Annotated in this window: 24 protein-coding genes, 1 tRNA gene and 1 riboswitch; of the genes, 14 read left to right on the top strand and 11 right to left on the bottom strand. The window is 41.3% G+C overall.

Annotated elements, in window-relative coordinates; all coding sequences use genetic code 11:
• The first annotated feature begins 9 nt into the window (after positions 1-9).
• Together ACLOAU_RS24650 and ACLOAU_RS24645 are read left to right on the top strand one after the other, a co-directional pair.
• A complete protein-coding gene (locus ACLOAU_RS24650) occupies positions 10-1,665 on the top strand; it encodes a M1 family metallopeptidase (protein ID WP_427864593.1) in 1,656 nt (551 codons plus the stop codon).
• Between the two features lie 94 nt (positions 1,666-1,759).
• The gene (locus tag ACLOAU_RS24645) at positions 1,760-3,280 is read left to right on the top strand and encodes a polysaccharide biosynthesis C-terminal domain-containing protein (RefSeq protein WP_427864592.1); all 1,521 of its coding nucleotides are present in this window, start codon (positions 1,760-1,762) and stop codon (positions 3,278-3,280) included.
• A 90-nt stretch (positions 3,281-3,370) separates the two neighbouring features.
• Here ACLOAU_RS24645 and ACLOAU_RS24640 read toward each other — a convergent pair whose 3' ends face one another.
• From ACLOAU_RS24640 to ACLOAU_RS24610, 7 genes are all read right to left on the bottom strand, one after another.
• Positions 3,371-4,027 carry a DUF6089 family protein gene (locus ACLOAU_RS24640; protein WP_427864591.1) on the bottom strand — a complete coding sequence of 219 codons (657 nt, stop codon included), beginning with the start codon at positions 4,025-4,027 and terminating at the stop codon, positions 3,371-3,373.
• 23 nt (positions 4,028-4,050) lie between these two features.
• The gene (gene porN, locus ACLOAU_RS24635) at positions 4,051-5,100 is read right to left on the bottom strand and encodes a type IX secretion system ring subunit PorN/GldN (protein ID WP_427864590.1); all 1,050 of its coding nucleotides are present in this window, start codon (positions 5,098-5,100) and stop codon (positions 4,051-4,053) included.
• A 104-nt stretch (positions 5,101-5,204) separates the two neighbouring features.
• The gene (gene porM, locus ACLOAU_RS24630; protein ID WP_427864589.1) at positions 5,205-6,716 is read right to left on the bottom strand and encodes a type IX secretion system motor protein PorM/GldM; all 1,512 of its coding nucleotides are present in this window, start codon (positions 6,714-6,716) and stop codon (positions 5,205-5,207) included.
• A gap of 155 nt (positions 6,717-6,871) precedes the next feature.
• Entirely contained in the window at positions 6,872-7,498 is a 627-nt protein-coding gene (locus ACLOAU_RS24625) for a GldL-related protein (protein ID WP_427864588.1), read from the bottom strand.
• Positions 7,499-7,543: 45 nt separating this feature from the next.
• Entirely contained in the window at positions 7,544-8,758 is a 1,215-nt protein-coding gene (porK, locus tag ACLOAU_RS24620; RefSeq protein WP_427864587.1) for a T9SS ring complex lipoprotein PorK/GldK, read from the bottom strand.
• 212 nt (positions 8,759-8,970) lie between these two features.
• On the bottom strand, positions 8,971-10,140 hold the full coding sequence (locus ACLOAU_RS24615; protein WP_427864586.1) for a trans-sulfuration enzyme family protein: 1,170 nt from the start codon (positions 10,138-10,140) through the stop codon (positions 8,971-8,973).
• A 1-nt stretch (position 10,141) separates the two neighbouring features.
• A complete protein-coding gene (locus tag ACLOAU_RS24610) occupies positions 10,142-11,476 on the bottom strand; it encodes an APC family permease (RefSeq protein ID WP_427864585.1) in 1,335 nt (444 codons plus the stop codon).
• 190 nt (positions 11,477-11,666) lie between these two features.
• Here ACLOAU_RS24610 and ACLOAU_RS24605 point away from each other — a divergent pair, with 190 nt between their 5' ends.
• The 5 genes from ACLOAU_RS24605 to ACLOAU_RS24585 all read left to right on the top strand — a co-directional run bounded on the left by ACLOAU_RS24605 (position 11,667) and on the right by ACLOAU_RS24585 (position 16,924).
• The gene (locus ACLOAU_RS24605; protein ID WP_427864584.1) at positions 11,667-12,464 is read left to right on the top strand and encodes a sulfite exporter TauE/SafE family protein; all 798 of its coding nucleotides are present in this window, start codon (positions 11,667-11,669) and stop codon (positions 12,462-12,464) included.
• A gap of 40 nt (positions 12,465-12,504) precedes the next feature.
• A complete protein-coding gene (locus ACLOAU_RS24600; protein ID WP_427864583.1) occupies positions 12,505-13,068 on the top strand; it encodes a YeeE/YedE family protein in 564 nt (187 codons plus the stop codon).
• 10 nt (positions 13,069-13,078) lie between these two features.
• Positions 13,079-13,558 (top strand): DUF6691 family protein, encoded by a 480-nt coding sequence (locus ACLOAU_RS24595; RefSeq protein ID WP_427864582.1) that lies wholly within the window; start codon positions 13,079-13,081, stop codon positions 13,556-13,558.
• Between the two features lie 403 nt (positions 13,559-13,961).
• Positions 13,962-14,184, top strand: a riboswitch (cobalamin riboswitch).
• A 91-nt stretch (positions 14,185-14,275) separates the two neighbouring features.
• Positions 14,276-16,240 (top strand): TonB-dependent receptor plug domain-containing protein, encoded by a 1,965-nt coding sequence (locus tag ACLOAU_RS24590; protein ID WP_427864581.1) that lies wholly within the window; start codon positions 14,276-14,278, stop codon positions 16,238-16,240.
• Positions 16,241-16,339: 99 nt separating this feature from the next.
• The gene (locus ACLOAU_RS24585) at positions 16,340-16,924 is read left to right on the top strand and encodes a MarC family protein (RefSeq protein ID WP_427864580.1); all 585 of its coding nucleotides are present in this window, start codon (positions 16,340-16,342) and stop codon (positions 16,922-16,924) included.
• 60 nt (positions 16,925-16,984) lie between these two features.
• On the opposite strand, the gene ACLOAU_RS24580 is transcribed toward ACLOAU_RS24585, so the two are convergent.
• Positions 16,985-17,713 carry a DUF6496 domain-containing protein gene (locus ACLOAU_RS24580; RefSeq protein ID WP_427864579.1) on the bottom strand — a complete coding sequence of 243 codons (729 nt, stop codon included), beginning with the start codon at positions 17,711-17,713 and terminating at the stop codon, positions 16,985-16,987.
• Between the two features lie 154 nt (positions 17,714-17,867).
• Between ACLOAU_RS24580 and ACLOAU_RS24575 the strand changes: the two genes are divergently transcribed.
• From ACLOAU_RS24575 to ACLOAU_RS24565, 3 genes are all read left to right on the top strand, one after another.
• Positions 17,868-17,942, top strand: a tRNA-Arg gene (locus ACLOAU_RS24575).
• A 14-nt stretch (positions 17,943-17,956) separates the two neighbouring features.
• The gene (locus ACLOAU_RS24570; protein WP_427864578.1) at positions 17,957-18,184 is read left to right on the top strand and encodes a GIY-YIG nuclease family protein; all 228 of its coding nucleotides are present in this window, start codon (positions 17,957-17,959) and stop codon (positions 18,182-18,184) included.
• 112 nt (positions 18,185-18,296) lie between these two features.
• A complete protein-coding gene (locus ACLOAU_RS24565; RefSeq protein WP_427864577.1) occupies positions 18,297-18,869 on the top strand; it encodes a rhodanese-like domain-containing protein in 573 nt (190 codons plus the stop codon).
• A gap of 7 nt (positions 18,870-18,876) precedes the next feature.
• Here the strand turns inward: ACLOAU_RS24565 and crcB are convergent, their stop codons facing one another.
• Together crcB and tpx are read right to left on the bottom strand one after the other, a co-directional pair.
• Entirely contained in the window at positions 18,877-19,245 is a 369-nt protein-coding gene (gene crcB / locus ACLOAU_RS24560; RefSeq protein ID WP_427864576.1) for a fluoride efflux transporter CrcB, read from the bottom strand.
• An 80-nt stretch (positions 19,246-19,325) separates the two neighbouring features.
• Positions 19,326-19,823, bottom strand: a complete 498-nt coding sequence (gene tpx, locus ACLOAU_RS24555; protein WP_427864575.1) for a thiol peroxidase — start codon at positions 19,821-19,823, stop codon at positions 19,326-19,328.
• Positions 19,824-20,158: 335 nt separating this feature from the next.
• Between tpx and ACLOAU_RS24550 the strand changes: the two genes are divergently transcribed.
• The 4 genes from ACLOAU_RS24550 (at position 20,159) to ACLOAU_RS24535 (ending at position 23,322) form a co-directional block, all read left to right on the top strand.
• Entirely contained in the window at positions 20,159-21,016 is an 858-nt protein-coding gene (locus ACLOAU_RS24550) for a MotA/TolQ/ExbB proton channel family protein (protein WP_427864574.1), read from the top strand.
• A gap of 77 nt (positions 21,017-21,093) precedes the next feature.
• Positions 21,094-21,744 (top strand): ExbD/TolR family protein, encoded by a 651-nt coding sequence (locus tag ACLOAU_RS24545; RefSeq protein WP_427864573.1) that lies wholly within the window; start codon positions 21,094-21,096, stop codon positions 21,742-21,744.
• A gap of 31 nt (positions 21,745-21,775) precedes the next feature.
• The gene (locus ACLOAU_RS24540) at positions 21,776-22,420 is read left to right on the top strand and encodes an ExbD/TolR family protein (RefSeq protein WP_427864572.1); all 645 of its coding nucleotides are present in this window, start codon (positions 21,776-21,778) and stop codon (positions 22,418-22,420) included.
• Between the two features lie 71 nt (positions 22,421-22,491).
• Positions 22,492-23,322: an energy transducer TonB gene (locus ACLOAU_RS24535; protein WP_427864571.1), complete on the top strand. Its 831-nt coding sequence runs from the start codon at positions 22,492-22,494 to the stop codon at positions 23,320-23,322.
• A 371-nt stretch (positions 23,323-23,693) separates the two neighbouring features.
• Here the strand turns inward: ACLOAU_RS24535 and ACLOAU_RS24530 are convergent, their stop codons facing one another.
• Positions 23,694-24,746 (bottom strand): lytic transglycosylase domain-containing protein, encoded by a 1,053-nt coding sequence (locus ACLOAU_RS24530; RefSeq protein WP_427864570.1) that lies wholly within the window; start codon positions 24,744-24,746, stop codon positions 23,694-23,696.
• Positions 24,747-24,758: the final 12 nt, after the last annotated feature.

The raw sequence follows: 24,758 nt of genomic DNA, 5'->3' as shown, positions 1-24,758 counted from the left end.
CATTTGTGTATGCTTAAAAACTTTTCCAAAATACTTGTTTTATTTTTTATAGCCATATCTGTATTGCCGGCAAGTGCACAACTAGGCGTTTCCAGGAAAACCTTCACCAGGCAGGATACATTGAGAGGCAGCAATGGTACTGGTAGAATGGGATGGGACGTATTGCGCTACGATATTTCGGTAAAGCCCGATCTTGCATCGAAAACTATCCGGGGGAAAAACAAAATTACTTTTTATGATACCGGTGCAAAGCTTATGCAAATTGATTTGCAGGAGCCCATGTTGATCGATAGTGTGGTATATGATGGAAAGGTCCTGCCGCAGAAAAGGGAAGGTAATGTTTATTGGGTGGAGTTCAGAAATCCTGAAATCAAATATAAAATAAAGCCTGGTCCCCGGGAGATTGGTATTTACTTTCACGGAACGCCAAAGGTGGCGAAGAATGCGCCCTGGGATGGAGGCTGGATCTGGAGCAAAGACGAAAAGGGACGTGACTGGATCAGTGTTGCCTGCCAGGGGCTGGGTGCCAGTGTTTGGTATCCGTGTAAAGATTACCAGGGAGACGAGCCTGATAAAGGCGCTTCTTTGGCCGTAACCGTACCTGATACTTTAGTAGCTGTGGGTAATGGCCGGCTGACGGGCGACCAGAAAAACGGAGATGGTACTGCTACCTGGACCTGGGAGGTGAAGAACCCAATCAATAGTTATAATATCATTCCGTATATAGGCAAATATGTGAACTTTAAGGATAAAGTGAAGGGGGAGAGGGGGGCGCTGGACCTGGACTATTGGGTGCTGGATTATAACCTTGAAAAAGCCAAAAAGCAGTTTGAAGTGGTAAAGCCTATGATTACCTGCTTTGAAAGCTGGATGGGACCTTACCCGTTTTATGAGGATAGCTATAAGCTGGTGGATGCACCACATTTAGGAATGGAACACCAGAGTGCTGTGGCTTATGGTAACAAGTATGGCATGGGCTACCTGGGTAAAGATTTGAGCGGAAGTGGGTGGGGATTGGAGTTCGACTTTATTATTATTCATGAAAGCGGGCATGAATGGTTTGCTAACAATATTACATCAAAAGATATTGCTGATATGTGGATACACGAAAGCTTTACCAATTACAGCGAAACCATGTTTACCGAATGTGGGTTTGGGAAAAAAGCCGGCAGCGAATATGTGATTGGTACCCGCAAAAAAATTGCTAATGATATACCCATCATAGGTGTTTACGGGGTGAACGAAGAGGGTAGTGGAGATATGTATTATAAGGGAGGGAATATGCTACATACCATCAGGCAGGTAATTGATAATGACGCTTTGTTTAAAAGCATTTTAAGAGGGTTGAACAAAGATTTCTACCATCAAACAGTAACAACTCAACAGGTAGAAAGCTATATGAGCCAGAAAAGCAAAAAAGATCTGAGTAAGATCTTTGACCAATACCTGCGAACCACCCGTATACCTGAGCTGCAGTATAAGGTAGAAGGAGGCAATATTTTATACAAGTGGGGCAATACAGTAAAAGGGTTTAATATGCCGGTTTTATTAACCAATGGTCGTTGGTTATTTCCCTCTGAAACCTTTCAGAAAATAAGCCTCAAAGAAGCGGGTGGAGCCATAAAAGTGGTACCTGATTTTTATATAACCGTTAAAGAAATATGATTTTTAGTTTTGCTTTTCGTGATGCCACTTAAAAATGTTCTAAGTTTGACGATTGGGTTATGGACAATTTAAAACGTAAACCAGCAACTTCATAATGAGTGCAAAAATCAGGCGGCAAAGTATTGTTTCTTCAATAATCGTATACTTTGGCTTTTCGGTAGGGTTGCTTAATACTTTTTTCTTTGCGAAAGAAGGACTTTTTACCAGCACAGAATTCGGACTTACAAAAATTTTCATAGACGTAGCAGCGCTGATGGCTTCGCTGTCGACACTGGCAATGCCGTCATTTATTTATAAGTTTTATCCCTATTATAACGATAATTTAAAGCCAGGCAAAAATGATATGCTGGCCTGGGCGCTGATAGTAAGCTTGATAGGATTTTTAGCAGTTGTGATTCTCGGCCTCGCGTTCCAGGACCTGGTGTCTAAAAAATACAGTGAAAATTCTCCTTTATTTGTTACTTATTATTACTGGGTGTTTCCGATGGGATTGGGGCTTACTCTGTTTAACATCTTAGAGGCTTTTGCCTGGAATTTACATAAGTCGGTTTTTACAGCTTTTTTAAGAGAAGTAGAATGGCGCTTACTGGTGACAATTACCATTGTTTTATTTTTCTTTAATGTCATTCCCGATTTTGATCTGTTCATAAAATGTTATTCGTTTACATACCTGGGTATAGCTGCGACACTGGGAGGCTATTTGATAATTACCCGGCAGGCCCATTTTGTGTTTAGCTTTAGCAGGGTGACCAGGAAGTTTGTTAAAAAAATTGCCCGCTTCTGTTTGTTTATGTATGGTACAAGTGTAATTGTAACCCTTTCTACAGTGTTTGACTCTTTTGTAATAGGAGCTACTTTAGATGATGGGATGGCAAAGGTGGGTATATTTACGCTGGCCTACACACTCACGAGTTTGATACAGGCCCCGCAGCGCGGTATCATTGCGGCAACTATCCCGCACCTGGCAAAGGCATGGAAGGACAAGAATATGCAGTCTATTCAAAACATTTATCACCGCTCATCTATCAATCAGCTCATTTTTGCCACGCTGATGCTAATATTGATCACATTAAATTACCGGCAGGCAGTAATTACTTTAGATCTAAAATCCGATTATTTACTGGGCTTTAATGCTTTCATTATTTTGGGTTGTACCCGTTTAGTTGATATGGGTACAGGAGTTAACGCCCAGATTATCGGTACCTCTAATTACTGGCGTTTTGAATTGTTAAGCGGTTTGGTGTTGCTGGTACTCATGCTCCCGCTTAATTACCTGCTCACAAAACAGCTTGATATCATTGGTCCGTCACTAGCCAATCTAATTTCATTTTCGATCTATAATACTGTCAGAATTATATTTCTCTGGAAAAAATTCAGGCTGTTTCCCTTCACATGGAAATCACTCCATGTATTATTGCTGGGCTTTGTTATTTATATCATTACCTGGTTACTATTTGATAAGCTAGAAGGATGGGGTGGTTTATTTACACGGTCGATTTTTGTAATAGTATTATTTGCGGCCGGAGTTTTTTTACTGAAACCTTCGCCCGATATTAAGCCGGTTCTGGATTCTTTACTTGATCGGATCATTCCTGGCCGACAAAAAAGAGATTGATATAGTTAATTATACATCAAAAAAACCGGAGGACTTAGTTAAAAGGCCCTCCGGTTTCAGTTATGTTATAAAACATCTGATAAGCTGGGCTTACCATAAAATATTAGAAGGCATCAGCTCATAAATTACGCCAAAGCCATAGCTATAATACAGGTTGGGATTATTAATGCCCGCACCGGTACGGCCATCCAGGTTCCTTGAAAAAAGCCGGGCGCTTCCTTCAGCTACTAACTTTACCCGGTTGTTGAGCTTATATTTTACGCCGCCGCCCACAGGCATAACAAATCCTATTTTATCGCCGCTCTCTTTTGGCCCTTCAGTAGACGAATAATTGAATAGAGCGTAGCCACCTACTCCCAGGTTTACAAAAGGTGTTACTTTGTGGCTTTGTAAATCGATGAAATCATATTCACCTTTCACAGCTAGCTCCGCCATTTCTGTTTGAAACTGCCCGTTAGGTTTGTTGGCTTGCGAGGCAACATTAGAATTATCACCTCTCATCCGGCCACCGAATGCTTCTGCACGAACATATAGCTTGTCCCAAACCTTCCTTCGGTACGCAATGGATGCATACAAAGAGGTGTGACTGGCTAAAGATGCATCAACTGCAAATCGCCCGGAATAGCTCAATGCTCCGAAATTAAATCCAATACTATTCTTTTGTGGACTGAATTTTTGGGCAGAAAGACTCAAAGAGCCGAGGATCACGGTAGAAACGATAACAACTTTTTTCAGAAAAATGGTCATAATAACAAAATTTGATAAGCAATTTACTTGTTTGTCCAGCCTTTTGAGCTCAGGTTATTCAATTGCTTTTGGATTATTTCTGCCTGGTCTGCTTTAAGAGGTGTATTGTTAAACCCATTCTCAGCATCCAGTGAAGATTTTTGGATCTCACTTTCAAAAAGACGGTTTTCAAATACTTCTTCCCAGGTAACATAACCCGATATGTTTAGAGGATTGGTGATATTATTACGCACTAAAGCTTTGCGAAGATCAGGATAATAAACCCAGAAAACGGCATGCTCGCTGTTTTCCATTGTGTATCCATCAGAGCTGGTATAGCTGGTAAGCGGAGCGATACCCAGAATTCTTACATAAGTTTTGCCATCACGCTTATTGAATATCCACTCTTCTTTTAACCGGAATTTATATACCGAATCCGGTGCAACATCCCTCGCTCTCACCTGGTAACCTGCTATATTTCCTTCCATATCATATTTAGCTACAGTATCCACACCTCCTCCAAATCCGGCAACCGCTTCATCGAAACTTATAGGAGTAGTAAAGCGATCATCAACATTACTGAAAGCCTGTACACTATCTTCCTTAATAGCCCTCAGTATTATGTTGATCAGTCTTTTATCGTCATCACCGTCGATAGATTTATTGTAAAAGTAGCGGGCATTTTTTTGTGTGCGGGCGTCAATAGTACGCCATACCCTTACCCTGTACATAGCATCTGCAGCATATAACTGGGTATAAGCCAGTGGCGTAGCAGCGCTGTCGGTATGATCATCTTCCAAAATATTATCTTTTCTCAGCGATTGCCTGGATACACTATATAAACCGCCTTCGCCCTGGTCTTCTACCACTTCAATAGGCATATTGGCAGCCGGTGTATTATAGTCGCCACCTTCACCTGCCCCCGTTTGCGCCGGCTTATCTTTTGACGAGGTCTTCTTTGTATCTGTGGTTTTTTTCTCCGTGCTTTTTGCCGGCGTTGAAGGCGTATTATCATAAGCACTACGCCGTTGCGCCATTAACGAGCCGCTGATCATTAAAAACAATACTATACTACAAGTTATACGAAATTTCATTTCTTCAGTTTTTATAAGTAATCATGGCTCACAGACGAATATTTTCATATTCCGGTTGCCCAATGTGATAATCTAGCCCGCAAACATTAAACCAAATCGTACTATTAGAAAAGGTTGAATGCAATTGGAGGTAATGTTCGGGTACCGCCAGGTCCGGAAGCTCTTATTTCATCAATAGTGATGGTACTTCCTGGCCTTGCCCTTTCAATGAGGCTGCGCACCGCATTGAATGAGTTGCCGGATACTGCTTTATGCATAAACTCAGGATAGCCTGCGCCTGTAAATGTCATGGTATATTCTACTACTGTAAACTTAACACCCTCAAATACAAAGTTTTCTAACTCTGCTCTTACCCCGGCCTGTGCTTTAAATTCATTAACCCGCATGCGGCCACCACGGCTGGCACCCACCATCGCTGTAGGTGTTGGTACCGATTTTACGCGAAAATCGAAACTGGTTGATTGTTTGCCATCATTGATTGTAACTTTTGCTGTTCCCGGTGTAGTAACTTTCGCAATATATTTACCGCCACTGCCCGAAATAGACCCCTGGCTGATGGATACACGAAGATTGGCTGCATTGGTTCCGCTTCCGCCGCCTACCGAGATGGGGTTATCAAGCCCTACATATAATACTTTTACAGCATCTGCACTTACCGTAAGACCGGTAGGAGATGCTACAGTATAAGTAATATCTTTTGAAAGCGTGGCAGTGGTACCATCAGGTTTTACAAACGAGATATTTACCTTCCTGGTATAAGTGCCCGGTCCGCCGGCAGTGGTCTTATATTCTGCCAAACCGTTGGCGTTTAATGGTACTGCAGATCCGTCAATTGTTACAGTAGGCTTCGCATTTTTACTAAAGGCTCCAACTCCTGCTGTAATGGTAAACTCGCTGCCTGGCAAAAGGAATTGTGCGTTAGCTGTAGCCAAGGCCTGGAACTCGTCATACACTACCTGCACTTCGCCAATTTGATTATGGCAGTATTCAACTACCTGTGCTTCAGCATTTTTAATATCACTTTGAAATTTTGAAAGAACCGTAATTGCAGCAATTGCCGGTGTCCTTCTAAAATACGCGTCCTCCCAGTTTTTATTGCTTTTGTTCTGTACATCCGGCATGCTTAAATCAAGAGGCAGGCTGTTTTGGAACTGGGCATTAATCTTAGCGTCAATTCCCAGCAGGCTCTTTTTGTAGTCGGTAAGTTTATTAAACAATTGCTGTCCGCCATCACCATCCACCAATATTTTTGTAGCTGCATTGGTGTTCTTTTCGTTAAAGTGCCCGCCATTGGCGCCACCTGCTTCATTGGTGATCTGTGTTTTTACATTGTCTATATAAGCAACTATTTCGTCAGACAGTTGCTTGGCCCGGTCAGCTTTGGGTTTCCATACTGCTGCCAGATCCCTGGTTTTGGGGTCGTTTAATTTACTCTCAAGTGAAGAAAATATAGTGGCCGTTTTTTTGTCGATAGTAGCACTGGCATTGGAAAAGCTTTTATCCATTGTTTTAAAAGCATTTAATACCTCGCTTGATATATTCAGTGCCAGCAATGCTGTGAGCACCAAATACATCACGTTAATCATTTTTTGCCGGGGCTCTTTAGGTAAAGCCATAAATTATTACTGATTTATGAGTTTTGATTTGAGATGCAAGACTTCTCAATATTCAATTTTAGATTCTGTTACTTCGATTCCATCACTATTGTAGTGTGTTTCGAAGACTCGTTTGAGAAAATACCGGCAAACATATTTTGACGGTTATAATAATACTATGCACCTTTCATTTGCATCGCAGAGATCATGCTACTATAAACCTGGTTTAATTTTGCAAGGTTTTTAGCCAGTTCTGCCATTTCCTTCTGAGTCGCCTTTGCATCTTCAGCACTGTTAATTAAGGCATGAGAAGTTTCCGCCAGCTTATTATAATAGGTATTTACCCTGTGAATAGAAAGCGTAGCCTCTTTCACTTGCTTGGCATATTCTTCAGTTTCAACAACACTGTTAGAAGCGCTGCTGATTTTATTGATATTAGTTTCAAGTGATCTAAAACCTTCGCTTAGCCTGTTTAGTGAATCAGGTGTAATATCCGCTGCTTGCAACATTTCGTCCATTGATGCCAATGCACTGCCGGTACGCGATGTTTTTGCCGGAGCTGCTTCAACTACAGCTACCGTTGTTGCATCGTCCAGAACTTCGGGTTTAAAAGCATATACCGCTGCATATATTAAAAAAACCAGTGCCTCTGTGTACATACCAAACTTTAGCCAGGTGTCAGGGTCCCCAATGGGAGCAGTATTAGTTAGTTTGAACAAGGCTCCCAATAACACAGGAACAGCGCCCAATGAGAAGAAAATATTCAAATAACGCTGAATGTTGGAGTTTTTTTCTGCCGGCATATAGTTTATTTTTTGTTATGTTTTATTGTTATTTATCGTGTTACATTATTCTGGTAGGTTTATTACTACACGGAAGCCGATATAGGAGTGTGCGGCATCCATATCTTCATACGATCGGTTATTTGTGTTAACCAGAGATGGTGAATCTTTCCAGCTTCCGCCTCTTAATACTTTTCTTCTCTGGAATTTAGATTGGGACTGTGGTGTTCCGAACTGTATATCAGGGTTAAACCGGTTCTGGAAATTTTCACCGCCTTCGTAGTAGGAGGTAATCATCCATTCTGATACGTTATCAGCCATATTATACAGTCCCGCCTGCCCTTTTTTACCATCGTTTACATAAGCCGGGAAGATTTTACCCTGGGCCTCTACGTTGCCCTGGTCACTCTCTTTAGACTTTGAAGATTTCTTTTTTTCGTTGCCGGTAATGTCAAGGCTGGCAGCATAGGACCACTCGGCTTCTGTTGGCAGACGGCATTTACCCCCTTCGGCCATTTTGTTCTTAGCCTGGTAAGAATTAATTTTTTGTTTGGTCATCCAGTCACAAAAAGCGTTGGCCTGGTTCCAGCTCACACCAACAACCGGGTAGTTCTGAAATTTAGGGCTGCTAAAATAACCCACCGCCATTTGTTCATTGTTAGAATACCCGAAATCCCTCATCCATGAAAGTGTATCGGGATAAACAGGAACCGAATATTTATAAATGAATTCGCTAGGTGCTTTGTCTTTGTTTTCTTTCTTCGCAGCCTCCTGGTAGTTAAAACCTTGTAACAGGTAAACAAGTTTTTGAGGGTCAATAGCTCTTTTGTTGTTTATGGTCTTGGAAGGATCCATAAGCAAATCGCCCAATTGACTCATAATCTGGGGATCAGAATAATTGATTTTTGATGCCTGTTTCCAGTTTACAGCAGTATCACCCGCGATAATGGAAACATATGCTCCCCCCAAAATGCGGGCAGCTATGGAGTCTCTCACCCAGTAAACAAACTCTTTGTATTGTGCATTGGTAATTTCTGTTTGCGACAGATAAAATCCACTTATTAACACTGGTTTGGATAATTCTTTCTTTAAAACGGAGGAAGTATCAGCTTCGTCTCCCATTACGAAGGTTCCGGTAGGGATTTCAACAACTGATAAAGGTAAAGTTGCAGAGATATCGGATTTTTTACTTACTAGTTTCTTTAATCGCTGCCCTTTTTGTGCAAAGGAAAAATTTGTCGTTAAAAAAAGAACAAATACTACAGCCAGAAGTCTCTTCATGTTATAACAGATAAGGTTTAAAACTTTACAAAACTCATTTTTCGAGCAAAACATATACCAAAAAAGGATTTTGTTTCGCAAATATAAGCCTTGAATAACATTTTAAACCTTGCTGTTGGACAGGCGCGGCTTTAAATTGGATGAAACCCCCCGATTTCACAGACCAAACAGTGCGGACCGCTGATTTTTAATAAATAATTTATGATAATTTTTTATACGCATGCTGCCTGCAACAATGCTTGCTGAAGGTCATTTATCAGGTAATCGGAATCCTCCAGGCCAAAATAAAGCCGGATGTGGCGGTGGCTTTCATTGTCCTCATCGTACACATTTTCTTTTACAAAGGCGCAGCGGGGAATAACCAGGCTTTCATGCCCTCCCCAGCTTACCGCCATTAAAAAATGTTGAAGACTTTCGCAAAATTTGATGATGGCCGCCCTTTTTTTATTTTTAATAATGATGGTAACCAGTCCCAGGGCCGCCTTCATCTGTTTTTTAGCAAGGTCATACTGGTCGAAAGACGGATGGAAAGGGAAGATCAGTCGTTCAACTGCTTCGTGAAGCTCTAAAAACCTGACAATTTCCGTTGTTGTTTGTTTGATTCGCTCCAGGCGCATGGGAAGTGTTCTCAGACCACGCAATAGCAGCCACCCGTTAAATGGCTGCAACCCGCTGCCAATTGTCATAAATTCTGTGTCAAAAATTTTTTTCATCATGACATTTGTCCCACAAAGAACACCGCCCAGCGTATCGCTGTGACCACCGATATATTTGGTGGCAGTTTGCATAGCTATGTCAATGCCCAGTTCCATTACATTCTGATAGATTGGAGTGCAATAAGTATTATCTATAAAGGTGATAATATTTTTTTCCCGTGCAAATTCGGCTATTTCCTGTAAGGGCTGCAACTCGTAGGTCCAGCTGTTGGGCGATTCAAGATAAAATAAAACGGTATTGTCTGTGGTTGCTTCCCTCCAATTATCAACCAGCTTGCCATCAATGTAGCTTACAGTAACATTAAAACGGGGTAAAATGGCATCGAACATTTTTTTTGCAGAACTGTACGGATTTTTAACTGATACGATATGGTCGCCCGCTTTTACATTGGCCAGTATCCCTGCAAAAATGGCCGCTGCACCACTGCTAAAAAGCAAACAATCTTCCGAACCCTCTAAAGCTGCCAGTTTTTTGCGCAGAATGTCGGTAGTAGGGTTGATACCTCTGCTATAGATATAATCGTTTCTTTCGTCTTCGAAAGCATTGCTAAAACTTTCTACATCTTTAAACGAAAAATTACTCGCCTGCCAAATAGGAGGCGCTACAGCATTAAAGTATTGATCCCTGTTTTCTCCGAATTCATTTATGATATGTGAGAGGTCCATTTTATAAAGAAGTTTTTTTATTTTTTCGATAAAATAGAAAATAGATAGCTACAAAAACTGCCAATACAATAATACCGGTTAACGCGGCATAGTTGTTTTTTTGATAGTCTACTGCAATACTAACGGCCAGGAATGCATAAGCAGCAATAAAAATAGCCGGCAGAAGCGGATAAAGCTTCATACTGTAAATGCCTGTACCATCCAGGTGTCGCGTTTTTCTCCTGAAGTAGAAAATACTTCCTGCTGAGAGCGCCATACCAAAACAATCCAGGAAAATAGAAAAGCTCAGGATTTTATCAAATTCTTCAGCCCAGAAAACAACGAGTACGGCGATCAATGAGAAAATAGTTAATGATGAAGTAAGAACGCCGTTTTTATTGGTTTTGGAAAATAAGGCGGGAAGTACCTTGTCGTTACTCATTGCATACATGACCCGCGGATTACTCAGGAGTGAGCCATTGATATAGCCCAATACGCCAAGGAACAATAATACAGATAAAATATTTTCGGCTTTGGTACCCAGTACTTTCGAGGCCATAATGGCGGCGATATTCTTGCTGTCTTTTAGCTGTTCAAAACCTATTACTCTGACATATGCATAGTTTACCAGGAGATATAAAGACACAATAATAAAAATGCCCCAAAAAATGCTACGTGGTACAGTGCGCGACGGATCTTTTACCTCTTCTCCAAAATTGATGGTTTGCTGGTAGCCACCGTAAGTAAAGCTCACCGCAACCAGTCCTATACCAAAAGCTTTGATATAGTCAGTAAGAGCCGTTGTTGTAGCATTTCCCGGTATTATGACAGGCGCAGCGGGTGCGAATAAAATAGATACGATGAGCAAAAGAACCATTCCTATTTTGATGATCATCAGAATATTCTGGGCGCGGGAGCTTAGCTTAAGCCCCAGCATGTTTACCCCATAGAAAATAATGATAGCAATGATGGCAAACGAAAGTTCTATTGTTTTGATCTTATCTGATGCCGGAAACAATACGCCAGAGAGGTACTCGCTCCCTACCAATGCCACCATCGCCAGCGAAGCTGCATTACTGACCAGGATGATACAATTGATAGCAAATGCTATTGACGGGTGGTAGGCATAGGAAAAAACTTTATAATATCCTCCCGTGGCAGGAGTGCGGGATCCTATTTCGGCATAGGTTAATGCTCCGCAAAAAGCAACGATGCCTCCTGCCAGCCAGCAAAGAAAATAAGTCAGTACATCGGGAGTAGCTTTAGCAACATTTACAGGGGCTCTGAATATACCCATCCCTATCACAAAGGATACGCAGATCATTGTCAGATCAAAAAGACCGAGCTGTTTTTTCATTCGTAAATTTTTGGGCAGCAAGCTGCAGTAGTGAGTAAGAGTTGTTTTCTCAAGTCTTGTGTTTAAAAGTCTGATAGTTTATGCCAATTGCTCGCTGTTTTAAAAACGTTTATGAGTACTGAAGATAAAGAATTATTGAAAGGCTATCCCCCTTTAGTACTTTAAAACATGCATATTTGTATATTAATATATGGAGATTGCGGGCTACATAGCAGCATTATTAATTGGTTTAACATTGGGACTTGTTGGCGGAGGCGGTTCTATATTAACCGTTCCTATACTGGTGTATCTCTTCCAGGTATCTCCCGTTCTGGCAACCTCTTACTCACTGTTTATTGTGGGTATAACCAGCCTGGTTGGTTCAGTGAATAGCTTCGCAAATAAAAAAGTTGACATTACAACGGTTGTCGTATTTGGAACCTTATCAATAGTTACCGTTTTCTGTATAAGGCATTATCTTATACCTCATCTTCCTTCATTTATAAGTATTGCCGGATATCAAATGCCGGTGTCTCTTCTGACCATGTTGTTGTTTGCCAGTCTAATGATTGTGTCCTCCTTTTCAATGATAAAAGACGATAAGGAAAAGAATAGGAGCGTTGTTCACAAGGCAGGAGCCGGTACTATTGCTTTATATGGTATTACAGTAGGACTGGTTACAGGTTTATTGGGTGCTGGAGGGGGCTTCCTGTTAATACCTGCTTTAACAGTATTGCTCCGGCTGCCCATAAAAAAAGCTATTGGTACTTCGCTGGTAATAATCACGCTGAATAGTCTCATAGGTTTTGCCGATGATGTAACCCATCATCAAATGAATTGGCCTTTGCTGTTTAAAATAACGGGGATATCTGTTATAGGGGTTCTCATTGGTTCGGTGATTGGTCAAAAAATTGATGGAAGTTTTTTGAAAAAAGGTTTTGGGTGGTTCGTTTTGCTAATGGGCACCTATATTCTGCTGCATGAACTAATAGGGTTGTTTTCGCTTTAATAATAAATAATGATTGGGCAATTGGTTAACTTTATGGACTATGATGGAGTTAATTAAAAAGCCCTGGCCCTGGTATGTGGCCGGCCCTCTGATAGGGTTGATTGTACCCACTTTATTATTACTAGGCAACAAGCATTTTGGTATATCAGCCAACCTTCGGCATATTTGTGCAGCCTGTTTCCCAGCCAATATTCCCTTCTTTCAATACAATTGGAAAAAAGAGATCTGGAACCTGTTTTTTGTAGCAGGCATCCTCGTTGGTGGATTTATAGCCGCGCATTGGTTATCTGACAGCAACGCAGTATCTATAGCGCCCGCATTGGCTGCAGAACTACGGGCCTATAATGTTACGGATACCAGGCATTTACTACCACAGGAAATATTTAGCTGGGAACATTTACTAACCTTGCGGAGTTTTATACTATTGATAGTTGGCGGATTCCTGGTTGGTTTCGGCACCCGTTATGCAGGTGGCTGTACAAGTGGTCATGCCATTATGGGGCTAAGTAATCTGCAATGGCCATCTCTTGTGGCAACGATATGCTTTATGGCCGGTGGCTTTGTCATGGCCAATGTTTTACTTCCTATCATCATGAAATTATAAAACTACATCAATGAACAATAAGGTTACTGATTTTGAAGTCCAGTCTTCAGATAATACCCAACCTGTCAATACCAATATTGCGTATAATTTAAGGTATTTATTGGTGGGTATTGTTTTTGGAATTGTGTTTGTAAAAGCCGAGATCGTTTCATGGTTTCGTATACAGGAGATGTTCAGGCTGCAGAGTTTTCATATGTATGGTGTAATAGGAAGTGCAGTGGTTGTGGGAATTATTTCTGTTTGGATAATAAAGAAGTTGGGTTTAAAGGCCATAGATGGAACTCCTGTTACCTTTCAATCTAAAAAATTTAATAAAGGCCAGATTTTCGGAGGGCTTATGTTTGGACTAGGTTGGGCCATGACCGGGGCCTGTCCGGGTCCTTTATTTGCACAGATCGGGTCGGGGTTTACTGTTGTAGCAGTAGTGTTGCTCAGTGCTATTGCCGGTACCTGGGTGTATGGTTATATAAGAGGAAAGCTCCCTCACTAAGAGAAAGCTTTTCTTTGACTATGAGCCGATCCTAAAATGTTTTTATAGTCATTATCTTTTTTGTAAGGGTTATCTGCCACCTCCGGGACCTGCGCTTCCGCCGGCGCTTGTAACCATGGATGATGTTGTAAAGGTGGTTCCCGAAGCGGCGTTGCCTTTTATAGTATAGTGCAGGTGCTGTAGTACTTAAAATGATGCTCTTGGGATAAGCTGTTATAGCTTCAATATGATTTAGCCGCTGCACCAGATTTCAAATATTGTGAAGGTTGTGTAATTATATTAGTCAGGTAATACCTGCGAGAGGGCTGCGTAGGCATATATTTTAAGAAATAGCAGGAGCCTTGGGCGGGTAGGTATTTTAAGACCCCTTGTTCATGTTGAAACAAGCTTAATACATTTCTGTACTTTTGCGCCGAATTTTGGTCTCCGCAGTTAGCGGAGTTAAAAGGGAAGTCCGGTGTACTTGTCTGCCGCAGGCATGGAGTCCGGCGCTATCCCCGTAGCTGTAAGGTTACAGGAATTACAGATTCCTGTTTTCGCTCATGATCCACTGTTCGCCGACGGGCGGATGGGAAGGGAGCGAAGTTGAACCAAGCCAGAAGACCTGCCAATTTTCATTCAATATTATTCAGGCTTTCGGGTGAAAAAGCGTGAAATGTAACCGCTGCTGCGTTTATGTTTCTTTTTGCCCTGCCGTTCAACTAAAACAATTTAAGAGTGAAAAAAGTAATTGTAGTATTAGCTGTTCTGCCATTCTGTAGCACGCTTCAGGCTCAAATCCAAAAAGGTTCTGATCGGAATTTAGATGAGGTGATTGTAACGGCCTCAAAAAAATCACAAAAACAATCACAGACCGGAAAAGTAGTTACGGTGATAGACCAATCTACATTAATAAACAATCGCGGAAAATCGCTTACCGAAATATTAAACCAGTTTTCTGGTGTTTTTACCGTAGGAGCTAATAATGCGCCGGGAAGTAATCAGGAGTTGTATCTGCGTGGCGCGGCAACCGGCAATACATTGTTTCTTCTCGATGGTGTTCCTCTTCAGGACCCTAACATGATCACCAATACCTATGATCTTAATAATATTAATCCGGACCAAATAGAGCGTATTGAAATACTGAAAGGTGCTCAAAGTACAATATGGGGAAGCGCAGCAGTAGCAGGAGTAGTAAATATAATTACCAAAAAAGGTGGTCCCCGAAAAATAGGGGCTTCAGCCACTGTTGCTTATGGAAGTTATAATACATGGAGAGTAGGTGCAGGCGTAAACGGAAACGTTGATAAATTCTCCTATCATTTAAATTATAACCGGGTTAATACCGATGGCTTTTCTGCCGCATACGACAGCATGGGAAGCAGGGGATTTGATAAGGATGGTTTAAAGCAGGATGGTTTCCAGGCGAATCTGGGCTACCGGTTTTCGCCATCTGTAACCGTTAATTACACCAATAATTATGGCTTCTTTAAAACGGATGCTGACGGCGGTGCATACCAGGACGACAGGGATGTAAGGGCCCGTATTAAAAACATGGTGAACAGTGTAAGCGTTAATTATAAGAACTCGAAGTCGGCTTTGCACCTGGTTCAAAGCTTTATCAACTCCGACCGGTTTTTTTACAATGATAGTACTGACATAGGTGCACTAAGAATTGATCCCAATGCTTCTTTTTATACAATCTGGTCTGAAAATAATTTAAAAGGCCGTTCTATTGTAACAGACTTATATGGCAACCACGATTTCACTGGCCATATTTCACTGGTGGCTGGGCTGCAGCATACTTTTCAGAAAACAAATCAAACATTTAATAGTATTTCCAATTATGGGCCCTACGATGCTTTTCCCATTCAGGATGATTCTGCACGTGTTAGGAACTTTTCTGGCTATGCATCAGCTCTTTTTACAGATATACGGGGCTTTAATCTGGAAGTAGGAGGTCGTTTAAATCATAATAGTTTGTACGGTAACAACACAACATTTACATTTAATCCATCTTACAACGTGAATGAACAAACACGGGTTTTTGTCAATATTTCAAGCGGTTACAACGTTCCTACATTGTATCAACTATATAGTGAATATGGTAACAGGGATTTGGCGCCTGAGAAAAGTGTGAATTATGAACTAGGGGTACAAACATTTACCAACGATCAAAAAAACTCGTTACGACTTGTAGCCTTCAAAAGAGACATCAAAGATTTGATCATTTACTATACCGATCCCGAAACTTTTGCAAGTAAGTATATGAATCGGGATGAGCAGAATGATTACGGATTTGAGGTAGAAAGCAATATAGCCGTAGGTAAAATAGGGCAGTGGGTAAGTAATTTTACTTATATCAATGGGCGGGGAATTAATGCAGGCCTGTCATCCAGAAATCTTTTCCGCCGGCCTAATTTCACTGTAAATAGTACGCTGGCACTGAACCCTGTTAAGAACCTCACCGTAGCTCCGGCGTTCAGGTATATTGGAGAACGTATTCCCGGCGAATATGATTTAGGCGGCCCCAACCCGATGCCTGCTTACTATACCATAGATTTTTATGCATCATATGCTATTAAAAGAAAGATAAACCTGTTTGCCGATTTGCGAAATATTACCGATCAGAGATATTTTGATGTGTATGGTTACAACAGTCGTAGAGCCAACTATATACTAGGGGTGAATTTCAATTTGTAAGCCGCGTTGGCAAACGGGAACCAGCAACTGTCGGATACCCAAAACAATGATCTATATTCGTAGAGCATTTGCTATTGGTAACCAAACAAACCAGCTCGCATGAATTTTAGCTATAAAGAAATTCTTACTGTTGCATTCACCCTTTTTGCTATTATTGATATCATAGGATCCGTGCCGATATTGATTTCTATAAAAAATAAAGCAGGGGGTATCAGGGAATTGAGGGTGACACTAATTGCAGGTGCACTAATGCTCTTATTTTTATTTTTGGGAGGGCCTATTCTGAACATACTGGGACTTGATGTTAAATCCTTCGCGGTAGCAGGTTCTATCGTGATTTTTATACTGGGACTGGAGATGGTTTTGGGTATCGAGTTTTTTAAATCAGATGGTGATGTGAAAGCTTCAACGGTGGTGCCCCTGGCATTCCCGTTAATTGCCGGCTCGGGAACATTGACTACCATTATGTCATTAAAAGCCAACTATGGGGTATATACCATTCTTATTGCAATTGTATTAAACCTGATTGTTATCTACGGAGTTTTAAAATCTTTGAGTGGCATATCAAAACTATTAGGGCCCAGTGGATTGATCGCCATCAGGAAGTTTTTCGGTGTGATACTTTTAGCCATCTCGGTCAAAATTTTTGCGGCAAACGCAGCGGGATTACTGAATCACGGATGAGTCATGATAAAAGCAAAAGCTACCGAAAAACCGGTAGCTTTTTGTTTATATGAAATTGAATTATTTCCTGTTGTCCCAAAGTGGCTTTTTGCCTGAAGGTTTCTGGGTTGTTTTAGCTTTCGATGGATTGATATTACCATGATAGGGGTCTCGTGCCGATGCTTTGAAATCTTCCGGTATATATTGCTGGTTAGGCACAGTTGCTGCAAAAACCGCCTGATCACTTTCTGTTTCCGGCGTAACAATATTATTAACATCAGCATTGGTAACAGGGTCGTTTGCATCATTGGTCGTAGGAGTACTGATGAATTCTCCTGTATCAGACGTTTCACCCGGCATTTTAGCCTTCGACTTCAAAGGCTTCTCCTTACTCCTGCTTTTTGATACAGCTTTAGGTGCGGCGGATTTTGCACCAGATTTTTTAGAAGCCGCTTTTTTAGGAGGTGATTTCGATGGTGCACTCTTTTTACCGGCGGTCTTTTTAGGTGTGGCCGCCTTCTTCGTCGCCGTTCTGCCTGTCTGGCGGGTAGATTTTTTAGGTGCTGCTTTCTTTTTGGCGGCCGTTCCGCCTGCCGGACGGGCAGGCTTTTTAGGCGCAGCCTTCTTTGCTGCGGTTTTTTTAGCTGGTACTTTAGCACCTTTTTCTCGGGCTTCTGAGAGACCAATAGCTATCGCCTGTTTTTTACTGGTTACTTTTTTGTCCGATTTGCCGGATGTGAGTGTGCCTTTTTTCATTCTTTTGACTGCACTTTTAACAGATTTTCCGGCAGCTTTTGAATATTTAGCCATAATGTTGGAATTTAGTGGAGGTTAGAAAATGAATTAGAAGTATTCGTAAACAACAGGAATTCCAAAAAGTGTACCACTAATATATCTACAGCCTCTATTAAATTGCGCGGGAGTAACCTTTTTCCTTTAATTTTGCGCGCTGCCAAATGCAACAGGCCTCGTAGTACAATGGATAGTATAAGAGTTTCCGAAGCTCCAGATCCCAGTTCGATTCTGGGCGAGGCCACCAAAAACACCAATAGCTTGTATTATACCTATGTAATCAAGAGTGTAGCCCACCATTACTATTACAAGGGCCACTGTGCTGATCTTCAAAAGCGTATCAATGAGCACAACTCAGGCAAAACATCATCTATTCGCAAGTATATTCCTTTTGTACTGGTATATGTTGAAGAGTTTGAAACGAGGGCGGAGGCAGTAGCGCGGGAAAAGTATTTTAAAACAGGTGCCGGGAGACGTTATCTGCTTTGAGCGTCTCTTGTGCTGTTGCGTTTATACATACTCCCCCGTTTTTAATTTTAAGTAAACCTGATTTATAAACTGCGTTGCGAAACCAGAGTATCGTAACCGTAATAAATGTATTATGAGTAAAAAATTATCTTTTTGGACGCTATGCTTATTAGCCTTGTGCGCGATTGTTGTCATTTATTCCTGCACCAAGAGCAAAGCCGCTGAACCACAGAACTATCCTAAAGCTCTTGCCGACTATGGAGATTTTAAAACCTTAGTAGGCCAGGTAGAGCAGTACCGTCAACAAAGACTGGTGAACCTGAATGATTTTTTGAAAATGCAGAAAGAACCCAACACCATTGTTTTAGACACCCGCTCTGCAAACCGTTATGCCGCCAGGCACCTGAAAGGAGCGATTTCTCTTCCTTTTACCGATTTCACGCAAGCCAACCTGGCCCGGCTGATCCCGGACGCAAATACGCGGGTATTGATTTATTGTAACAACAATTTTATGGGAGATCAGGTTAATTTTGCCACTAAAACTGCGGCGCCTTCGGCGGCTAACAATCATACACCGGTAACTTTAGCTTTAAATATTCCTACCTACATTAATCTCTACGGTTATGGCTATAAAAATATTTATGAGCTGGATGAGTTGGTTAATATGACAGATGGCCGGGTTCAATTTGAAGGAGCGGCGAGATAGCTTTATATTATTTAGTCATCGCCCATCCTGCAAAAGTGGCCAGCAGGCCCAATATCACACTGCCTAGTATGTAGGTGAAAAAATAAGTGTAAGACCCTTGTTTGAAAAGTGTTAATCCCTCATTTGAGAAAGTAGAAAATGTAGTATAGCCCCCGCATACCCCCGTAACCAATAATAGTTTCCATTCGGTGGCCGGGGTGGTTTGCCGGTCAATTATTCCCAGTAAAAAACCGATCAGCAAACAGCCTGAAATGTTGATGAGAAAAGTGCCCCAGGGAAATTGGCTTTGGTACCATTTTCCTACCCAGCTTTGTGCAAGGTACCGGAGCAGGCTTCCTGCGCCGCCACCCATAAACACCAATATAGCTTCTTTCATTTTCTGATTTCTGATTTCAAAGATATTCAAAAAAGAAAACTCCCGGGACGCCGGGAGTTTTTAGTATCTGTTGCAATAATTTATTTTAAAGCAGCCAATGCTGCTTCGTAGTTGGGTTCCTGTGCAATTTCAGGTACCTGTTCTGTGTAAACGATCTGCCCTTCTTCATTGGCAACTACTACTGCGCGGCTTAATAAGCCCTTCATGCCGGAGTCTGCCAGTGTAACACCATAATCAGTTCCAAAGCTGCCGCGAAAATCGGACAGGTTCTCCATATTATCCAATCCTTCTGCAGCACAAAAGCGCTTTAAGGCAAAAGGCAGATCTTTGGAGACATTTATAACTACAGTATTCTCCAGCGTGCTGGCTTCTTCATTGAATTTTCTTGCTGAAGCAGCGCAAATACCCGTATCTATGCTGGGAAAAATATTCAGTACTATTTTCCGGCCCTTGTAATCGGACAGGCTTTTTTCACTAAGATCATCTTTAACCAGGGTGAAATCTTTCAACGGGCTACCCACTTCAGGCAAAGCGCCTATTGTATTCACAGCATTACCTTTTAATGTAATTGTCGACATGTTTATTGTTTTTGATTAATTGAGTATTGAAATTACTTCCAACAAAAGTATTGTTAATTACTGTTGCACTACAAACGAAAAAAAACAAATTTGTATTGGTTATAAATTTCATATATTCATGCCCAAATAACGACGGCTATATTACAGACTGCAAGGCATTTATATTAATTTAATGGTTATTTAATAACCATTTAGGGGCGTTAAATAATCATTAAACAATAGGTCTTTAATCAGAAAAAAATAACAAAGAAAAATTTTGTTATAAATTATTTTTTGTTAGAATTGTAATCTATTTCACAAGCTTTAATATTTAAAAAACTAAAAAAACTAAGATCATGGCTGAAAATCAAGCTAAGCCGGTAGCGGCAGCAACGACATCTGTGCAACCTAAAAAAAGCAGTAATGCAATTTCGTGGATAGCACCTATCCTGTGTGTAGTGGCAGGTTATTCTATTTGGAGATTTATTATGGGTGATCCAGCGGGTTTTGATGTACCTGATGCAGCAGGCGGATTTTGGCCTCACCACAAAGGTCCTAAAGGAGCATTTAACGCCATTTACGAAGGTGGTATCATCGTACCTCTTCTGATTGGAATGTTATTGGTAGTTATTGTATTTGCGATTGAAAGATTCTTGACAATCAGCAAAGCATTAGGTAAAGGAAATATCAGCAACTTTATCCGTAAAGTACAGTATCACCTGGCTAATAAAAATGTTGACGCAGCTATTGCTGAGTGTGACAAACAAAAAGGTTCAGTTGGTAATGTGATGAAAGCTGGTCTTCGTCGTTACAAAGAAATGATCAACGAAACTGGTTTAGAAACTGAGCAAAAAGTAGTAGCTATCCAGAAAGAAGTTGAAGAAGCTACAGCATTGGAGCTGCCTATGCTTCAGAAAAACCTGGTGTTCCTGTCTACTATCGTATCAGCTGGTACACTTGTGGCATTATTAGGTACGGTAATGGGTATGATCCGTTCTTTCGCAGCCTTAGGTTCTTCTGGAGGCGGTGGCGATTCTTCTGCTCTTGCGGTTGGTATCTCTGAGGCCCTGTATAACACAGCGATTGGTATCGGTACTTCTACACTGGCGTTGATTTTATACAACATGTTAACTACAAGAATTGATGCAATTACTTATGGTATCGACGAGTCTGGATTTACTTTAACTCAGTCTTTTGCTTCTTTGTACAAATAGTAACTTGTAACAAAGACGAAAGTTGATTTATGGAAATTCCGAATTAATACGTCTCATATCAAAATAATAAATTCAATATGCCTAAAGTTAATATAGCCAAAAAGTCGACTGATACGGACATGACGCCCTTCGTGGACATCGCGTTCCTTATCCTGTCGTTCTTTATCATGGCTACTAAGTTCAAACCGGCTGAGGCAGTTCCCATTCAGACCCCTAATTCGGTTTCATCTCAAAAATTGCCAGAGAATGATGCGGTGATGATCAGCATTGATAAAGATGATAAAGTATACTTCTCTATCATGGCTCAAAAAGATCCGCAACAGGCAAGAGATATTATTAAAGCTGCTGCACAGGCAAGAAATATTCCTGTAACCGATGCACAGGTTGCCGGTTATTTTCCCGGTGATATGATTGGTGTTCCTTTTAACAAATTGGGAGCGTTCCTGGCATTGCCGGCAGATCAGAAGAAAACGTACGTACAGGAAGGTATTCCGGTTAAAGATTCAGCAAATAATGAATTGTATTACTGGATCGCTGCTTCGCGTAGTGTTTTTGCCGGTCAGCCTTTAAAATATTTGATTAAAGGTGATAATGTATCCAAATACCCTGCTTTTAAAGCCATCATTGATGCTTTGAAAAAGAATGATGAGCAGAAGTATAACCTGGTTACAATGCCTGAAGGCGCCCCAAGCGGAACTGAATTGTGGGTAGAACGCAACAGTAAATAATAGTTATTAATTTTTTTAAACAGAATTAGTTATGGCAAGTTTAGATACCGGCGATGGTGGCGGTCACAAAAAAGGCCCCGGCGTTAAGAAAGCCAAAAAGCTAAGCACCAGGGTAGACATGACGCCGATGGTGGACCTCGGTTTCCTGTTGATCACCTTCTTCATATTCACTTCTACCATGAGCTCTCCAACAACTATGGATCTCAATATGCCGAAGGATACTGAGAAGAAAGAAGAAGAGACCAAGGTGAAAATGTCGGGTGCGCTCACCATTATGGTTGGCCGGGATAATAATATTTTCTATTACGAAGGAGAGTTGACAAATGAAAATGCCAGCCAGGCATTTAAGTCGTCAACTATCAAAGACATAAGAGATGTAATTATCAAGAAAAAGAAAGAGGTGGAATCGAGGTATGTTACCGATGCTGCCTGTGAAGCCAAAGCAAAGCAGGAAGGTAAAAACCCTAATGATTGCCGGCAGAAAGATTTCTTTGTATTGATCAAGCCAACCGAAGAAGCAAACTATAAGGATGTAATTGATCTGTTGGATGAAATGACCATTAATAAAGTAGCCCGCTACGCATTATTGGAGCCATTCGACACGGAGAAAGATCTGATCAACGCTTCGCAGGGAGCGGCTCCGGCAGCAGCCCCAACAGCTCCTGCTGCAAAATAGCAGCATTAATTGGTGCTGATTGTGTGGAAATATGCACAGATTGCATCTTATAATTAACAAATTAAAGTATAATGGACGCTAATAAAATTTTAAGTACCGACTTCTTGGATCTTCTGTTTGAAGGCCGCAATAAGAGTTATGGTGCCTACGAACTTCGTAGAGGCTATAATAAAAGATTGTGGATTGCTATCGGTGGTACTGCTCTTGGCTTTGCTTTAATTGCAGGAGGTATTTTCCTGAAAAGCCAGATGACGCCGGCAGTAGACGAGGATGCAGTAAAGATCAATGAAGTTACTATACAACAAATTGAGCAGGAGAAGCCGGAAGAACCACCGCCTCCTCCGCCACCGCCGCCACCCAAGCAGGCACCGCCTCCAAAAATTGAAATGAAGGCGTTTACTCCTCCCAAGATCGTAAAAGATGAGGAAGTAAAAGAACCACCACCCGCGGTTGAAGAGCTGAAAGAAACCAAAATTGGTACAATCAGCCAGGAAGGTATCAAAGATATCGGTATCGTTACACCGCCTGCAGCAGCAGACGGAGGTAAAGGCCTTGTTGAGGCAAAACCGGTTGAAAAAGAGCCTGAAGTTTTTACCAAAGTGGAGGTTGATGCAAAATATCCTGGTAACTGGCGTTCTTTCCTTGAAAGAAACCTTGATGGCCAGGTAGCCGTTGATAACGGAGCTTCTCCCGGAACCTACACTGTAATTATCCAGTTCATTGTGGATGTTGCAGGTAACGTAAGTGATGTAAAAGCATTAACAAGCGTTGGATTTGGAATGGAGCAGGAAGCTGTAAGGGTAATCAAAAAGTCTGGTAAATGGAACCCCGCCATTCAAAATGGTAGAGAGGTGAAAGCTTACAGAAAGCAACCTATTACTTTCCAGGTTACAGATCAATAGTTTTACAGTATTTTATACAACCGATATTAAAACCCGTCGCAATGACGGGTTTTTTTGTGTGTATAGAGCCCCTGCTATTCAGTAGGTTTCATTGGGGTAAAGATTTCGGGTAGTAGCCTGACTTTTCGTGATATTCCCCTTATCTATCGGAATATAGTTGCTAATTGATAAGCAGGCTTTCAACAAGGTTAAAGCGAGCGATAGCATCCTGAGCCGTGTTTTGATATACCTATGTTTGTTAAAAGGGAAAGCAGGGAGATTTATATCGGGTCGATATAGTTGGAAGGGCAGAAGCGAAAGTACCAAAACCGGCTGGGCATTAAAAAACCGCCGATAGACGGCGGTTTAAGCTTGTTTGTTGTGAATATATATTAGTTCCTGTATTCAGGGTTGATCAGCATTTGAATAGATTCGTTCAGCATCTCATTTTTCTTGGATAAAAACAGGTCCATCTTCTCCAAAGGCAACTTAAGCTGGTAAGTAGCGTTAGAAGCTAATACCTTATCCATGCTCGGGTTCAGATGGCTGAATTCTTCAAGACTCATGTCCAGGTATTTCACAATGGCTTTTGAATTGTATCTGCCACTGATAGTCTGAACTTTTACATCCTTGTGTGTTACCTCGTCTTTTACAGTAGTCATCATAGCTAAAGCCTGCTGTTTGGAAACAGTGGTAATACCTCCTTCGCCCTCCATTATATAATGTGTAGCGATAAACTTTTTAACGTGGTTACGGCTTTCAGTGGGTAAATGATATTGAAGCTTCCAGAAATCGCTGCTACCTGCTTTGGCAATAGCAGAGTTAACCCGGCCGGGCCCGCAATTATATGCAGCAACTACCAATAACCAGTCTTCGTAAATATCATATAGATAGTTCAGGTATTTGCTGGCCGCCTTGGTACTTTTCAGGTAATCTCTTCTTTCATCTACACCACGGCCTACGCGAAGCCCCATGGTAGTAGCCGTGCCGGGCATAAATTGCCATGGACCCACAGCGCCCACCCAGGATACCGCTGACGACTTTAAATTAGATTCTATTACCGCAAGGTATTTTAGTTGCTTTGGAATATTATTCTGAGTAAGAATGTCATCCATCATGTCAAAATAAGGCTTACCCCAGGTTTGAAGCTCCTTTAGATCTTCGGAATATTTCTCCATATAATCCTGAACAAAGCTTAGCGCCTGCGGATTCAGGTGTTCCATACTAACACCCTTGAATGAAGCTACTTTTGCCGATGAGCCACCCGAAGATTCAAAAAGATTCTTAAAGCCTCCTTTAGGATCTGCTTTTTTAACAGCCTCGGCATTATTATTGACGCCGGAAGCTATTACTAAAGGATTTATTTGCCCGAAGGAAATGTAAGACAGAGAAGAAAAAAGAATTACCATTCCGCAATGCTTCACCACCTGTTTTTTATTAATCATTCTTTGTAAAAT

Origin of the sequence: Paraniabella aurantiaca (genome assembly GCF_050309965.1) — a bacterium.
In the GTDB taxonomy this organism is placed as follows: domain Bacteria; phylum Bacteroidota; class Bacteroidia; order Chitinophagales; family Chitinophagaceae; genus Niabella.
Note: the sequence above shows the minus strand (reverse complement) of the source record. Positions and strands in the feature narration are given on the sequence as shown.